The 14,102-nt window shown below is 68.3% G+C and carries 11 protein-coding genes; 5 read left to right on the top strand and 6 right to left on the bottom strand.

The window, feature by feature from the left end; all coding sequences use genetic code 11:
* Positions 1 to 45: 45 nt before the first annotated feature.
* From ACSX1C_RS19905 to ACSX1C_RS19890, 4 genes are read left to right on the top strand one after another with little or no spacing between them, the layout of a single operon-like run.
* Positions 46 to 1,056, top strand: a complete 1,011-nt coding sequence (locus ACSX1C_RS19905) for an ABC transporter permease subunit (RefSeq protein ID WP_318643390.1) — start codon at positions 46 to 48, stop codon at positions 1,054 to 1,056.
* 13 nt (positions 1,057 to 1,069) lie between these two features.
* Complete coding sequence (locus tag ACSX1C_RS19900; protein WP_439887550.1) at positions 1,070 to 1,981, top strand: ABC transporter permease subunit; 912 nt, start codon at positions 1,070 to 1,072, stop codon at positions 1,979 to 1,981.
* A 10-nt stretch (positions 1,982 to 1,991) separates the two neighbouring features.
* Positions 1,992 to 2,966 carry an ABC transporter ATP-binding protein gene (locus tag ACSX1C_RS19895; RefSeq protein ID WP_318643394.1) on the top strand — a complete coding sequence of 325 codons (975 nt, stop codon included), beginning with the start codon at positions 1,992 to 1,994 and terminating at the stop codon, positions 2,964 to 2,966.
* Complete coding sequence (locus ACSX1C_RS19890; protein WP_439887549.1) at positions 2,966 to 3,955, top strand: peptide ABC transporter ATP-binding protein; 990 nt, start codon at positions 2,966 to 2,968, stop codon at positions 3,953 to 3,955. The genes ACSX1C_RS19895 and ACSX1C_RS19890 overlap by 1 nt, the downstream gene beginning before the upstream one ends.
* A gap of 59 nt (positions 3,956 to 4,014) precedes the next feature.
* Here ACSX1C_RS19890 and ACSX1C_RS19885 read toward each other — a convergent pair whose 3' ends face one another.
* From ACSX1C_RS19885 to ACSX1C_RS19870, 4 genes are all read right to left on the bottom strand, one after another.
* Positions 4,015 to 4,935 (bottom strand): biotin-dependent carboxyltransferase family protein, encoded by a 921-nt coding sequence (locus tag ACSX1C_RS19885; protein WP_439887548.1) that lies wholly within the window; start codon positions 4,933 to 4,935, stop codon positions 4,015 to 4,017.
* Entirely contained in the window at positions 4,932 to 5,609 is a 678-nt protein-coding gene (gene pxpB / locus ACSX1C_RS19880) for a 5-oxoprolinase subunit PxpB (protein WP_439887547.1), read from the bottom strand. Before pxpB ends, ACSX1C_RS19885 begins: the two co-directional genes overlap by 4 nt.
* Positions 5,606 to 6,352: a 5-oxoprolinase subunit PxpA gene (locus tag ACSX1C_RS19875; protein ID WP_439887546.1), complete on the bottom strand. Its 747-nt coding sequence runs from the start codon at positions 6,350 to 6,352 to the stop codon at positions 5,606 to 5,608. Before ACSX1C_RS19875 ends, pxpB begins: the two co-directional genes overlap by 4 nt.
* A gap of 81 nt (positions 6,353 to 6,433) precedes the next feature.
* A complete protein-coding gene (locus tag ACSX1C_RS19870; RefSeq protein ID WP_439887545.1) occupies positions 6,434 to 8,803 on the bottom strand; it encodes a PepSY domain-containing protein in 2,370 nt (789 codons plus the stop codon).
* 193 nt (positions 8,804 to 8,996) lie between these two features.
* Between ACSX1C_RS19870 and ACSX1C_RS19865 the strand changes: the two genes are divergently transcribed.
* Positions 8,997 to 11,117, top strand: coding sequence for a TonB-dependent receptor (locus tag ACSX1C_RS19865; RefSeq protein WP_439887544.1), 2,121 nt, complete (start codon positions 8,997 to 8,999; stop codon positions 11,115 to 11,117).
* Positions 11,118 to 11,287: 170 nt separating this feature from the next.
* On the opposite strand, the gene ACSX1C_RS19860 is transcribed toward ACSX1C_RS19865, so the two are convergent.
* On the bottom strand, positions 11,288 to 11,449 hold the full coding sequence (locus tag ACSX1C_RS19860; RefSeq protein WP_439889447.1) for a hypothetical protein: 162 nt from the start codon (positions 11,447 to 11,449) through the stop codon (positions 11,288 to 11,290).
* 317 nt (positions 11,450 to 11,766) lie between these two features.
* Positions 11,767 to 13,815, bottom strand: a complete 2,049-nt coding sequence (locus tag ACSX1C_RS19855; protein ID WP_439887543.1) for a TonB-dependent receptor — start codon at positions 13,813 to 13,815, stop codon at positions 11,767 to 11,769.
* Positions 13,816 to 14,102: the final 287 nt, after the last annotated feature.

The raw sequence follows: 14,102 nt of genomic DNA, 5'->3' as shown, positions 1-14,102 counted from the left end.
ACAAGCACGGTGGGCGAACCTACAGATGAGGAGTGACTCGCCACGATGCTTAGTTTCATCGCCAGACGCCTGGGGCTGCTGATCCCCACCTTCTTCGGCGTCACCCTGCTGACCTTCGCGCTGATCCGCATGATCCCCGGCGACCCGGTGGAAGTGATGATGGGCGAACGCCGGGTCGACCCCGAGATGCACGCCCAGGCCATGGAGCGCCTGGGCCTGAACAAGCCGCTGTATGCCCAGTACCTGGACTATATCGGCAACCTGGCCCGGGGCGACCTGGGCGAGTCGCTGCGCACCCGCGAAAGCGTGTGGCACGAATTCCTCACCCTGTTCCCCGCCACCCTGGAGCTGGCCCTAGCCGCCCTGCTGTTCGCCGGCAGCCTGGGCCTGGTCGCCGGGGTGATCGCCGCACTCAAGCGCGGGTCGCTGTTCGACCACGGGGTAATGGGCATCTCCCTGGCCGGCTACTCCATGCCGATCTTCTGGTGGGGCCTGCTGCTGATCATGTTCTTCTCCGTGGGCCTGGGCTGGACCCCGGTGTCCGGGCGCATCGACCTGCTCTACGACATCGAACCGCGCACCGGCTTCATGCTGATCGACACCCTGCTGTCCGACGAGGAAGGCGCCTTCCTCGACGCCCTGCAGCACCTGATCCTGCCGGCCATCGTCCTCGGCACCATCCCCCTGGCGGTGATCGCCCGCATGACCCGCTCGGCGATGCTCGAGGTGCTGCGCGAGGACTACGTGCGCACCGCGCGGGCCAAGGGCCTGTCGCCGGCCCGGGTGGTGTTCGTGCATGGCCTGCGCAACGCGCTGATCCCGGTGCTCACCGTGTTCGGCCTGCAGGTCGGCACCCTGCTGGCCGGCGCGGTGCTGACCGAAACCATCTTCTCCTGGCCGGGCATCGGCAAGTGGCTGATCGAGTCGATCGGCGCCCGCGACTACCCGGTGGTGCAGAACGGCATCCTGCTGATCGCCTGCCTGGTGATCCTGGTCAACTTCGTGGTGGACATCCTCTACGGCCTGGCCAACCCCCGCATTCGCCATCAGCGCTGAGGAGCACCGGACCATGAATGCTTCCACCGACATCCCGGCCATCGACCAGAGCCTGCTCTACCCCTCGCCGCTCAAGGAATTCTGGCAGGCCTTCGCCCACAACAAGGGCGCCGTGGCCGGCCTGCTGTTCATGCTGCTGATCCTGTTCTGCGCGCTGTTCGCCCCCTGGGTGGCGCCGCACGATCCCAGCGAGCAGTACCGCGACTTCCTCCTGACCCCGCCGGCGTGGCTGGAGGGCGGCCAGGCGCAGTTCCTCCTCGGCACCGACGAGCTGGGCCGCGACCTGCTCTCGCGGCTGATGCACGGCGCCCGCCTGTCGCTGCTGATCGGCCTGTCCTCGGTGCTGCTGTCGCTGATCCCGGGCATCCTCCTGGGCCTGGTCGCCGGCTTCTTCCCGCGCCTGCTGGGCCCCTCGATCATGCGCCTGATGGACGTGATGCTGGCCCTGCCCTCGCTGCTGCTGGCGGTGGCCATCGTCGCCATCCTCGGCCCGGGGCTGATCAACACGGTGATCGCCATCGCCATCGTCTCGCTGCCGGCCTACGTGCGCCTGACCCGGGCCGCAGTGATGGGCGAGGTGGGCCGCGATTACGTCACCGCCTCGCGCCTGGCCGGCGCCGGCCTGGGCCGCCTGATGTTCGTCATCGTGCTGCCCAACTGCATGGCGCCGCTGATCGTCCAGGCCACCCTGAGCTTCTCCTCGGCGATCCTCGACGCCGCCGCCCTGGGCTTCCTCGGCCTCGGCGTGCAACCGCCGACTCCCGAGTGGGGCACCATGCTGGCCTCGGCGCGCGACTACATCGAGCGCGCCTGGTGGGTGGTGTCGCTGCCCGGCCTGACCATCCTGCTCAGCGTGCTGGCGATCAACCTGATGGGCGACGGGCTGCGCGACGCCCTCGACCCGAAACTGAAGAACGCCGTCTGAGGAGCCGCCCATGAGCCTGCTAGCAATCAACAATCTCAGCGTGCGCTTCGGCGACGCCAAGGCGGTACCGGTGGTCGACGGCCTGGATATCAGCGTCGACCACGGCGAGGTGCTGGCCATAGTCGGCGAGTCCGGTTCCGGCAAGTCGGTGACCATGATGGCGCTGATGGGCCTGATCGAGGCCCCCGGCATCGTCAGCGCCGACAGCCTGCAGTTCGACGGCACCGACATGCTGCGCCTGAAGGGCAAGCAGCGCCGGCACATCGTCGGCAAGGACCTGTCGATGGTCTTCCAGGACCCGATGACCGCGCTCAACCCCAGCTTCACCGTGGGCTTCCAGATCGAGGAGGTGCTGCACCAGCACCTCGGCCTCAAGGGCCAGGCGGCCCGCCAGCGGGCCCTCGAACTGCTCGAGAAGGTGGAGATCCCCGCCGCCGCCAGCCGCCTGAAGGCCTATCCGCACCAGCTCTCCGGCGGCATGAGCCAGCGCGTGGCGATCGCCATGGCGATCGCCGCCGAACCCAAGCTGCTGATCGCCGACGAACCGACCACGGCCCTGGATGTGACCATCCAGGCGCAGATCATGGAGCTGCTGCTGGGCCTGCAGCGCGAACAGGACATGGCCCTGGTGCTGATCACCCACGACCTCGCCGTGGTCGCCGAGACCGCCCAGCGGGTCTGCGTGATGTACGCCGGCCAGGCGGTGGAGGTGGGCGCCGTGCCGCAGCTGTTCGACGCCCCCACCCACCCCTACACCGAGGCGCTGCTCAAGGCGATCCCCGAGCACAGCCTCGGTGCCCGGCGTCTGGCCACCCTGCCCGGCATAGTGCCCGGGCGCTACGACCGCCCCACCGGCTGCCTGCTGGCCCCACGCTGCCCCTATGCCCAGGCCCGCTGCCGCGAGCAGCGGCCGGCCCTGGAGCCCCATGAGCGCGGCGCGGTGCGCTGCTTCTTTCCCCTCAACCTGAATGCCGAGGTGGCCTGATGAGCGCGCCTGCGTCCGCCGCTAATGTCCTCACCGCCCGCGACCTGACCCGCCACTACAGCGTGTCGCGCGGCCTGTTCCAGCCCAGCGCCCGGGTCCAGGCGCTCAACGGCGTGTCCTTCGACCTGGCCGCCGGCAAGACCCTGGCCGTGGTCGGCGAATCCGGCTGCGGCAAGTCGACCCTGGCCCGCGCCCTGACCCTGATCGAGGAGCCGAGCTCGGGCAGCCTGCAGATCGCCGGCCAGGAAGTCGCCGGCGCCAGCAAGGCCCAGCGCGCGCAGCTGCGCCGCGACGTGCAGATGGTGTTCCAGAACCCCTATGCCTCGCTCAACCCGCGGCAGAAGATCGGCGACCAGCTCGGCGAGCCGCTGCTGATCAACACCCGGCTGTCGCGCGGCGAACGGCGGGAACGGGTACAGACGATGATGCAGCAGGTCGGCCTGCGCCCGGAGCACTACCAGCGCTACCCGCACATGTTCTCCGGCGGCCAGCGCCAGCGCATCGCCCTGGCCCGGGCGATGATGCTGCAGCCCAAGGTGCTGGTGGCCGACGAGCCCACCTCGGCGCTGGACGTATCGATCCAGGCCCAGGTGCTCAACCTGTTTATGGACTTACAGGAACAATACGGGACCGGCTACGTGTTCATCTCCCACAACCTCTCGGTGGTGCGCCACGTCGCCGACGAGGTGCTGGTGATGTACCTCGGCCGCCCGGTGGAGATGGGCCCCAGCGAAGCGATCTACGCCCGCCCGCTGCACCCCTACACCCAGGCCCTGCTCTCGGCCACTCCGGCCATCCACCCCGATCCGCTCAAGCCGAAGATCAAGATCGCCGGCGAACTGCCCAACCCCCTCGATCCGCCCGCGGGCTGCGCCTTCCATCAGCGCTGCCCCCATGCGAGCGAGCGCTGCCGCGGCGAGCTGCCGCCACTGCGCCTGCTCGATACCCGGCAGGTGGCCTGTCACCACGCCGAAACCATCAACGCCTGAGACCAGGACCGGCGGCGCGCAGGGGCGTAGGGCGGGTTAGGCCGCGATGGGCCGGCCTGTCATCGCCCGAAGAAGCGATAGAAGACACGTAGCTCGGCCTGGGCATCGGCGACGCTGACCGGGGTGAAGCGCAGGCTGTGATGGGGTGGGCACTGGGCCAGGCGGTACTGGTCGAGCGGGTGCAGCCAGCCGAGGATGGGGTAGCCGCCCATGGTCTGGTGGTCGGCCTGGAGAATGATCAGCTGACCGTCCGCCGGCACCTGGATGGCGCCGCGCGCCACCCCCAGCGACCATTGCCGGCGTGGCGCCGTCATGGCTTCGCCCTGCAGCCGCGCGCCCATGCGGTCGGACTGCGGGCTGAGTTGCCAGGTCCGGGCGAAGAAGCCCTGCACCTGCTCCTCGCCGAAGTCGCGCGCATCGCCGCCGGTGATCACCCGCAGCAAGGGCATGGCGCGGTAGTCGGGCCGATAGCGCCAGGGCACGCTGAGGCCGCCGCCGAGGCTGGCCGGCCGACACGCCAGCAGGTCGCCGGCGCGCAGCGGCTCGCCCCTGCCGTGCAGGCCGCCGAGACCCTCGCGCTGCTGGGCGCTGACGCTGCCGAGCAGCGCCGCGGCCTGAAAACCGCCGGCCACCGCCAGGTAGGCACGCTGGCCACTGTGGACGTAATCAAGCTTGAGGCGCTGGCCGGCGCGGATGGCGAAGCGCGACCAGGGCGGCAGCGGCGCGTCGTCCAGGGTCGCGGCGACCTCGGCGCCGGTGAGCGCCAGCCAGGTATCCAGCTCGGCCTCCAGCTCGGCATGACCCAGGGCGATCTCCAGCAGCGGCGTGCCCCAGGGATTGTCCAGCAGGCGGTTGGCCCAGGCCGCCGCCTGCCCGTCCATGGGCCCGGCCGGCGATACGCCCAGATGCTGCCAGCCGTGACGACCGCCATCCTGCAACAGGCTCAGGGGGCCGGGCTTGAGCACCCGCAAGCCGCTCACAGCGGGCCGCCCTCGGCGCGAAAGGTCGCCTCATCCACCGCCACGAAGCGCACCCGGTCGCCGAGCAGCAGCGGGCAAGGCGGCTCCCGGCCGGCATCGAACAGGCGCCAGGGGCACAGGCCGAGCAGGTGCCAGCCGCCCGGGGAGGCCTGGGGGTAGACCGCGGTCTGGCGTTCGGCGATGGCCAGGCTGCCGGCCGGCACCCGGGTACGTGGGCTGGCCCGACGTGGCAGCACCAGGCGCTCGTGCAGCTCGCCGAGGTAGGCGAAGCCCGGGGCGAAGCCGATGGCGCCGACCCGGTACTCGGCAGCGCTGTGCAGTTCGACCACCTGCTCGACGCTCAGGCGACACGAGCGCGCCACCGAGGTCAGGTCCTCGCCGGCGTACCAGATGGGGATCTCATGCAGGCGCCCGTCGTCGTCGCCCAGGGCCTCGGCCAGCCACAGGTCCAGCAGCGGGGTCAGGCGCGCGGTCAACTGCTCATGGTCGGTGGCGCGCAGGTCGTAGTGCAGCAGCAGGCTGGTCCAGCCGGGCACCAGGTCCCGCAGCAGCGGCCCCAGCTCACTGCGGATGCGCACGGCCAGCCGGGCGATACGCTGCGGCAGGCGGCCGTCGGGGTGCTCGGCCAGCACCAGCAGCAGGGCTTCCGCGCCGGCCGGTTCGAGACGGATCACGCGGCGTCCAGCAGGGCCCGCAGGCGCCGCAGCACCGCCAGGGACTCGGCATTGTCGCCATGCACGCAGAGGCTGTCGGCGCAGAGTTGCAGCGGCTTGCCGTCGATGTCGGCGAAGGCCTCGCCCTGGGCGATGGCCAGGGCCTGGTCGAGAATGCGCTGCGGCTCCTTGTGCACCGCATCGCTCAGGCGCCGCGGCGCCAGCTGGCCGTCGGCCAGGTAGGCACGATCGGCGAAGGCCTCGAACATCAAGGGCACGTCGGCGGCATCGGCAAACTCCAGCTCGCGGCGGTTGTCCGCCAGGGCCAGGACCATCAGCGGCAGGCCCTTGCGGTACAGGGCGCAGGCGTCGAGCACCGCGGCCAGCAGGGCATCGTCGCGCACCATATCGTTGTACAGCGCGCCATGGGGCTTGACGTAGGCCACCTGGGTGCCGGCGGCGCGGCAGAAGGCCTCCAGGGCGCCGAGCTGGTAGAGCACCAGCGCCGTCACCTCTTGCGGCGAGCAGTCGACATGGCGACGGCCGAAGCCGACCAGGTCGGGATAGGAGGGATGAGCGCCGATACGCACCCCGTGCCGCACCGCCAGCTCGACGGTGCGCTGCATGGTCAGTGGGTCGGCGGCGTGAAAGCCGCAGGCCAGGTTGGCCTGATCGACCAGCGGCATGGCCAGCGCATCGTCGCCCATCTTCCAGGCGCCGAAGCTCTCGCCCATGTCGCAGTTCAGCAGTATTCGTCTGTTCATGGAGACAAGCTTAGAGCCGAGCCGGCCCGACGAAAAGTCCGGCGCCGGCTTTGCGCGGCGAGCGCGGCCGGCGCCCGGCGATCAGTAGACGTCGCGGCGGTAGCGCCCGGCCTCGCGCAGCTGTTCCAGGGCGGCCCCGCCGAGGGTCTCGCGCAGGACCCGCTCGACCCCCGACGCCATGCCGTCCAGGCTGCCGCAGACATAGATCGCCGCGCCCTGCTCCAGCCAGCGCAGCAGCTCGCCGGCCTGCTCGCCCAGGCGGTCCTGGACATAGACCTTCTGCGCCTGGTCGCGGGAGAACGCCAGGTCCAGACGGGCCAGCTCGCCGCCGGCCAGCCAGGCCTGCAGCTCCTCGCGGCAGTAAAAGTCGTGGGCGGCGTTGCGTTCGCCGAACAGCAGCCAGTTGCGCCCCTGCCCTTTGGCGATGCGTGCCTTGAGCAGGCCACGCAGCCCGGCCAGGCCGGTGCCGTTGCCGATCAGGATCAGCGGCCGGTCGTCGCGCGGCGGATGGAAGGCACTGTTGGAACGCAGCCGGCCCCTCAACACCTGCCCCGGCTGCGCCTCGGCGGTCAGCCAGCCGGAGCCCAGGCCGAGGGAGCCGTCGGCATGGCGCTCCTGGCGCACGATCAGCTCCAGCACGCCGTCGGCCGGCAGGGAGGCGATCGAGTAATCCCGCGGCTGCTGCTCGGCCTGGTTGCGCGGCAGCAGTTCGAGGATGTCGCCGGCCTGCCAGTCGGCGCCGGGCGCGGGCTCGAGACGGACTCGATAGGTCGGTGCGCCGCTGCTGCCCGGGTTGAGGCACTCGCGCCCCAGCAGCCGCCATTCGGCGAACGGCCGCTCCTGCAGCGGCGTGGTCCGTACGCCGGTGACGGCCGCGAGCTGGCGTTGCCAGGCATCGAGGGCGCCGCTGTCGCCGGCGTCCACCTCGACCGGGGCGAACAGGCTGTTGGCGCCCTGGCGTCCCAACCAGTCATGCAGGCGGCGGGCGAAGCCGCAGAACTGCCGGTACTGACGGTCGCCCAGGGCCAGCACCGCGTAGCTCAGCTCGCCCAAGGCCAACTCGGCGCCGAGCAACCGGCGCTCGAAGCCCCGGGCGCTGTCCGGGGCCTCGCCGTCGCCGAAGGTGCTGACCACGAACAGGGCGTTCTGCGCCTGGCGCAGACTGCGTTCGTCCAGCGTGGCCAGGGACTGCACGCTCACCGGCAACCCGGCCGCCTGCAGTTGCCCGGCGGTTTGCCAGGCCAGCTGCTCGGCGAGACCGCTCTGGCTGGCGAAGCCGACCAGCCAGCCCGCACCGGGCCCGGCGCTCGGCGCGAAGGCGCCACGGGCACTCTGCGCCGCCCGCTTCTTGCGCCGGCGATCCAGGTAGAGCAGCCAGCCGGTGATGGCGAACAGCGGCATGGCCAGGCTGGCCGCGAACATCAGGATGCGCCCGACCAGGCCGAAGTATTCGCCGGTGTGCAGGGCATAGACACTGCTCAGCAACTGGGCGGAGACGCTCTTGTCGGCGTAGCGCTCATGGCCCAGGACCCGACCGTTCTGCGGATCGAGGCGCAGTTGGTTGAACGCGCGCGGATGCTCGGCCTCGGCCAGCAGGTAGAACACCGTCGCCGGCTTGCCGGCCTCCGCCGGCAGGCGCAGGTTCCAGGCCGCCAGCTCGGGCCCGGCGGCGTTCTGCAGGTTGCGCCACAGCGCATCGTAGTCGACCTCGGCCACGCCCTCAGGCATCGCCGCCCCGCGCCCAGTGCCTGGGCCGGACTTGGCCTGGCGCGCCGACGGTGCATCGCCGAGCAGGCGGGTCATGCCCTCGCGGTACCAGTCATAGGACCAGTACAGGCCGGTCAGGCCGGCCAGCAGGTAGAACAGCAGGCACCAGGTGCCGGCCACCGCATGCAGGTCCCAGTTGAAGGCGCGGCCGCGCTTGGCCCAGTCCAGGGTCAGCCAGGCGCGCCAGTTCAGCGCCCGGCGCGGCCAGCGCAGGTACAGCCCGGACAGGCAGAAGAACAGCAGCGCCAGGGTACTGGCGGCGGTGATCTGCTTGCCGCTGTCGCCCATGGCGAGGAAGCGGTGCAGCTGCAGCATCAGACCGAAGAATGCCTGGCCATCGGGTTGCGCCAGCAGTTCGCCGCTGTAGGGATCGAAATAGCGCGCCGGGCCGCGACGCTCGCCCGGCGGCGGGGTGAAGAACACCCGAGCCGCGTTGCCGTCGCGGCTGTCGACCCACAGGCCGGATACGCTCTTGCCCTCGGCCGCCTCGATCCTCGCCACCCATTCGGCCGGGGCCAGCATCCCCGACTCGCGCACCTCGACCCGGAGCACCTGCGGGTTGAGGGCGCGCATGATCTCGCCTTCGAAGCTGTAGAGCGCACCGGTCACGCCCATCAGGGCCAGAACCAGGCCGGCACTGATGCCGAACAACCAATGCAGTTGAAACAAGGCTTTCTTGAACATGAATGAGGCTCGGTACGGCGGGAGGTTGAGCGCCCAGGGCGCAACTTTGAGAATGAATTCTATTTAACAAGGCTAATCACTTGCAATCTGCTGCCCTCTTCGCAGGGCTCCTCTTCAGCGACAAGGCGCAATAAATTTGCATATGCAAATGAGAGGAAATACCATTCGCGCTCTTTTTATGGGGAGTCGCGCGGTGACCGTCTTACGCTTCAATCCGATCTACCTATCGCTGCTGGGCGCCCTCGCCGCTCAGACCGTGCAGGCCGATTCCGGCAACGCGCTGGAGATTCCGGCCGCCACCATCACCGGCCAGCAACAACAAAGCAGCTACAAACCCAGCCGCAGCAAGAGCGCGCTGAAGATCGACGCGCCGCTACGCGACATTCCGCAGACGGTCAACGTCATCCCGCAGAGCGTGATCAGGGATCAGGGCGCCCAGTCGATGGAGGACGTGCTGAAGAACGTGCCCGGCGTCGGCCTGTCCAACGGCGACGGTCAGCGCGATCAGGTCACCATCCGCGGCTTCAGTGCCATCGGCGACCAGTACATCGACGGCGTGCGCGACGACGCCCTGTACTACCGTGACCTGTCCAACATCGAACGGGTGGAAGTGATCAAGGGCCCCGCCGCCGTACTCTACGGCCGCGGCTCTTCCGGTGGCCTGATCAACAGCGTGAGCAAGCGCCCGACCTTCGCCCCGGTGCAGGAAGTGGGCGTCAGCTTCGACAGCGAAGGCAAGAAGCGCACCCAGTTCGACGCCGGCTGGGCCGACCAGGAGCACGGCGACAAGGCCTTTCGCGTCACCGGCGCCCTGGAAGACAGCGACGGCTTCCGCGACGACGCCTTCCTCGAGCGCAAGGCCCTGGCGCCTTCGGCCTACTTCAAGCTGTCCGATGACCTGGAGCTCAACCTGGGCGCCAGCTACCTGTACGACAAGCGCCTGATCGACTTCGGCATTCCGGCGCTGAACGGCCGCCCGGTGGCTGTCGACCCCGAGACCCGCTTCGGCTCCGCCGACCCGGACCAGGACTACACCCGCAGCGAGGTGTTCTCCCTCACCGCCGGCCTCGACTACCAGATCAACGACGACTTCAGCCTGTCCAACACCAGCCGCTACTACCACTACGACCTGGACCGCAACAACACCCTGGCCCACACCGACGCCAATCGCTTCGTCACCGCGGCCAACGGCGAGCTGCTGGTCAAGCTCAAGCGCGGCAACGTGCAGCGCAAGGAGGATGGTTGGTTCAACCAGACCGAGCTGAAGCAGCAGGCCCAGCTCGCCGGCATGCAGCACAACCTGCTCTACGGCGTGGAACTGGGCCGCCAGGACAAGCACCAGGCCTTCTTCAGCCAGGACGACGTGGCCCGGGTGCCGGTGTTCCGCGACGCCCTAGTCGAGGTGCCCTTCCAGGCTGCGCGCCAGACCAACAAGGGCCGCAACATCCAGGACACCGCCGGCTTCTACGTGCAGGACCTGATCGAGCTGGCACCGCAATGGAAGGCCCTGCTCGGCGTGCGCTACGACGTCTACGACCAGGAGTTCCAGGACGCCCTGAGCGGCAACGACATCTCGCGCACCGACCGCACCTGGAGCCCGCGGGTCGGCCTGGTCTACCAGCCGGATCGGGTGCAGTCCTACTACGTCTCGGTGAGCCGCTCCTACCAGCCGTCCTCCGAGGTCTTCCCCCTGAGCAACTCGAACAAGGACCTGGAGCCGGAGCAGACCACCAACTACGAGCTGGGCGGCAAATGGGACCTGCTCGACCAGCGCCTGTCGCTGACCGCCTCGGTGTTCCGCCTGGAGCGCACCAACATGAAGACCAGCGACCCGGTCAACCCGGCCAAGCTGATCCTCGCCGGCGAACAGCGCACCGACGGTTTCGAGACCACCCTGACCGGCCAGCTGAGCGACAAGTGGCAGGTCTATGCCGGCTACGCCTACCTGGACGCGGAGATCACCAAGTCCAACAGCAAGACCAATGGCGTGGCCAACCAGGGCCAGACCCCGACCCTGACCCCACGGCACAGCGCCAACCTCTGGCTGGTACGCTCGCTGAACCAGCAGTGGCGCGTCGGCATGGGTGCCAACTATGTCGACGAGCGTTACACCGCCCTAGACAACGTCACCGTCATGCCCGGCTACACCACCTTCGATGCCGCATTGCTGTACAACCAGGCGCAATGGGATGCGGCCTTGCGCCTGCGTAACGCGTTCGACAAGGAGTACTATGCCTCGGCCCACGGCTCGGTGGACCTGATCACCCCCGGCGCGCCGCGCAGCCTGGAGCTGAGCGCCAACTACCGCTTCTAAGGGCTAGAGCGGCGCCCCGGCCACTTCGAGCGAGTGGCCGGGGCCGCCGTCGTTATCGGCCCGACAAGCATCGGCGCTGGTCATTGCCCAGCTCGCTCGCCCGCACTCCTCCCCCCCTGCGCCTCAGTACGCCCCTCCACTCTTCGCCCCTCCCTGCCAATACGCTCGCCCTACAGCTCCGCCCAACGGCGCAACAGGTTGTGGTACACCCCAGTCAGCCGCACGCTGCTGGCATGCCCCGCCCCCAGCTCGCGGTTGAGCTGCTGGATGCTCGAGTCCAGGTCGAACAGCAGGCTGCGCTGGCCGTCGTCACCGACCTGCTCTGCAGCCAGAAGAACGAACAGACGCGCCCCGCGACCGTACGACGCTTGCGCCCAACTCCCCCAGCAAGCATCTCACGCGACAACGCCCGCAGATTGGCCGAGCAAGGGGGCACGCCCACTCTTCATCACGGGATCGCCTGGGTTTGCGGCGCAATCACTAGGCGGCTGTGCGCTCCAGGATGATCGAATCCCGGCCCGCCCGCAGGCATGCACCCGGACAGCGCGACTTGTCGGTCCCCCTACTGCAGACAGCAGAAGGCCGCCCACAGGGGCGGCCTTCTGCCTGATCACATTTGAGCGCGACGGACCCGCCGTCACGCGCACACTCAGAATGACACGTTGGCGCTCAGACCAAAGGCCAGCGGCGAGCCCGGTGTGATGTTGTTGTTGTTGTGGGCCGAGGCGTAATACTCCTCGTCCAGCAGGTTTTCCACGTTCAGCTGCAGGCGCAACTCCGGGCTGACCTTGTAGTAGACAGCGGCGTCGACCCGGGTAAAGCTCGGCAGCACCACTTTGTTGTCCGCCGCGGCGAAGACATCGCTCTGGTAGATCACGCCCAGCCCCAGCCCCCACTGCGGATCGAGGTCGTAGCGATTCCACAGCGAGAAGGAATCGCGCGGCACCTGGGCGATCTCGTTACCCTCAAGCCCCGGGGTCTGAATCTCGCTGTTCTGGTAGGCATAGCCGCCGGTGACCTGCCAGGCATCGGTCAGGTGGCCAGTGATCTCCAGTTCGACGCCTCGCACCCGCTGGCCATCGACCAGGATCGAGCGGGTCGGATCGGCCGGATCGGCAGTCGCCACGTTGGTGCGCTCCAGGTTATAGAACGCGGCGGTCGCGGCCAGCCGCTCGCTGACATCCCACTTGACGCCGATTTCGCGGTTGGTGAACTCCTCCGGATCGAGCGCGCGATTGCTGGCGTTGAGCGAGGCCAGCTGTTCGCCGGCCCGCGGCACATAGGCGATGGAGTAGCTGGTGTAGAAGGACAGGTTGTCGAGCGGCTTGTAGATCAGCCCGGCGCGTGGCGAGAACAGATCGTCCGAGCTGGACACCTCGGTATGGCCACCGCCCTTGAAGTCGTCCACGTCCACCTTGAAGTTGTCGTAGCGCACCCCGACCAGCAGTTCCCACTGCTCGGTCAGCGCGATCTGGTCCTGCAGGTAGAGTGCGGCGGTCTGGGCGACGCTCTCGTTGTCGGCGTCGGTGGCGCTGTGGCGGAACACCACCGGCCCTTGGTAAATGCTGCTCTGCGGCGTCACGAAGGTATTTTTCTGCGTGCCGGCGACATTGAAGAAGCCGGTTTCGCGGAAGTTTTCCGTTTCCTGGCGGCTCAGCTCCGCGCCGACCAGCAGGGTGTGGTCGAAGCCCAGGGCGCTGCCGGCGATCGTCAGATCGGTCTGGTTGATCAGGTTGGTACGGTCGGTCGCGTTGTTGTAGGCGCCGAGCTGAACCTGATTGGTGGTCGCGTTGTAGGCCGCGGACGGGTAGACGTTCTGATAGAACTTCGCGTAATCGGCATAGCGGGTCTGGTTGGTCAGGACCATGCCGTTGCCGAAGTCATGGGTGATGCGGGCGTTCAGCGCGTCCACCTCGGCCGAGGAGAAGCTGTCGTCGGGGCTGCCGAAGTGCGTGGACTCGTTGACCTTCAGCGGTGCGCCACGGCTGCTGCCGGCCTTGGTGAAGGACGGCAGGCCACGGTCGACGGTGCGATCGTCCTCGAAATGCTCGTAGCCGACCTCGATCAGGGTGGCGTCGCTCAGGGCGAAGCTCGCCGTGGGGTTGATCGCCCAGCGCTCCAGCTCGCCATGGTCGCGAAAGCTGTTGGAGTCCTCGAACAGGGCGGTCAGGCGCAGCGCCAGGCGCTCGTTGACCGCCTGGTTGAAGTCGCCGGTCATGCGCCGGTTCTCCCAGGAGCCATAGGTGACCCCGAGCTCGCGGCCATCGGTCCAGTTGGCCTGCTTGCTCACCCGGTTGATCAGGCCGCCGCTGCCGCCGCGGCCGAAGATCATGCCATTGGGCCCCTTCAACACCTCCACCCGCTCTACGTTGTACAGGTCGCGCAGGTACTGCACGTCATCGCGCATGCCGTCGACGAAGAAGTCCGCGGTCGTGGCATTGCCGCGCAGGATGGGCGCGTCACGGTGACCTTCGCCCTGAGCCATCTGCACACCCGGCACGTAACGCACCACGTCCGCCATGCCTTGCATGGACTGGTCACGGATCTGCTCGTCGGTCACGACGCTGATGGACTGCGGCACGTTGCGCAGCGGCGTGTCGGTCTTGGTGGCGGTGCGGGTCCGCTCGACGCCATAGGCGTTGCGCTTTTGCACCACCTGCATCGGCTCCAGCGTCAGGCTGTCCGTCTCAGCCGCCATGACGGGCAGTGTCGAGGCGAATGCCAGGCTGGCGGATGCGATGGCGCAGGCCAATAAACGGGGTTGCGGCAGACTACAGAAACTCTTGTCACGCATGCTCATGAGAATCACTACCAGATGTGAAGGAGCGGCGATTCTATTTGATAATAAATATCAATCAATAAATATTTTGCGGCCTCAGGGAACTTTTTTCCGACCGTCGCACAGGCGCCTCTCCTCCCCCCCTAGAAACGCAAAAAACCCGCCAGAGGGCGGGTTTTTTCGGTAGCGGCGCGACCTACGAGGCA

The organism is Pseudomonas sp. MBLB4123 (assembly GCF_051904775.1).
Taxonomy (GTDB): domain Bacteria; phylum Pseudomonadota; class Gammaproteobacteria; order Pseudomonadales; family Pseudomonadaceae; genus Aquipseudomonas; species Aquipseudomonas benzenivorans_B.
Note: the sequence above shows the minus strand (reverse complement) of the source record. Positions and strands in the feature narration are given on the sequence as shown.

Bases quoted from the DNA above. Each gene is read 5' to 3' on its own strand.
- ACSX1C_RS19855 (WP_439887543.1), bottom strand. From the start codon at position 13,815: ATGGCGGCTGAGACGGACAGCCTGACGCTGGAGCCGATGCAGGTGGTG.
- ACSX1C_RS19890 (WP_439887549.1), top strand. From the start codon at position 2,966: ATGAGCGCGCCTGCGTCCGCCGCTAATGTCCTCACCGCCCGCGACCTG.
- ACSX1C_RS19900 (WP_439887550.1), top strand. From the start codon at position 1,070: ATGAATGCTTCCACCGACATCCCGGCCATCGACCAGAGCCTGCTCTAC.
- ACSX1C_RS19875 (WP_439887546.1), bottom strand. From the start codon at position 6,352: ATGAACAGACGAATACTGCTGAACTGCGACATGGGCGAGAGCTTCGGC.
- ACSX1C_RS19895 (WP_318643394.1), top strand. From the start codon at position 1,992: ATGAGCCTGCTAGCAATCAACAATCTCAGCGTGCGCTTCGGCGACGCC.
- ACSX1C_RS19905 (WP_318643390.1), top strand. From the start codon at position 46: ATGCTTAGTTTCATCGCCAGACGCCTGGGGCTGCTGATCCCCACCTTC.
- ACSX1C_RS19870 (WP_439887545.1), bottom strand. From the start codon at position 8,803: ATGTTCAAGAAAGCCTTGTTTCAACTGCATTGGTTGTTCGGCATCAGT.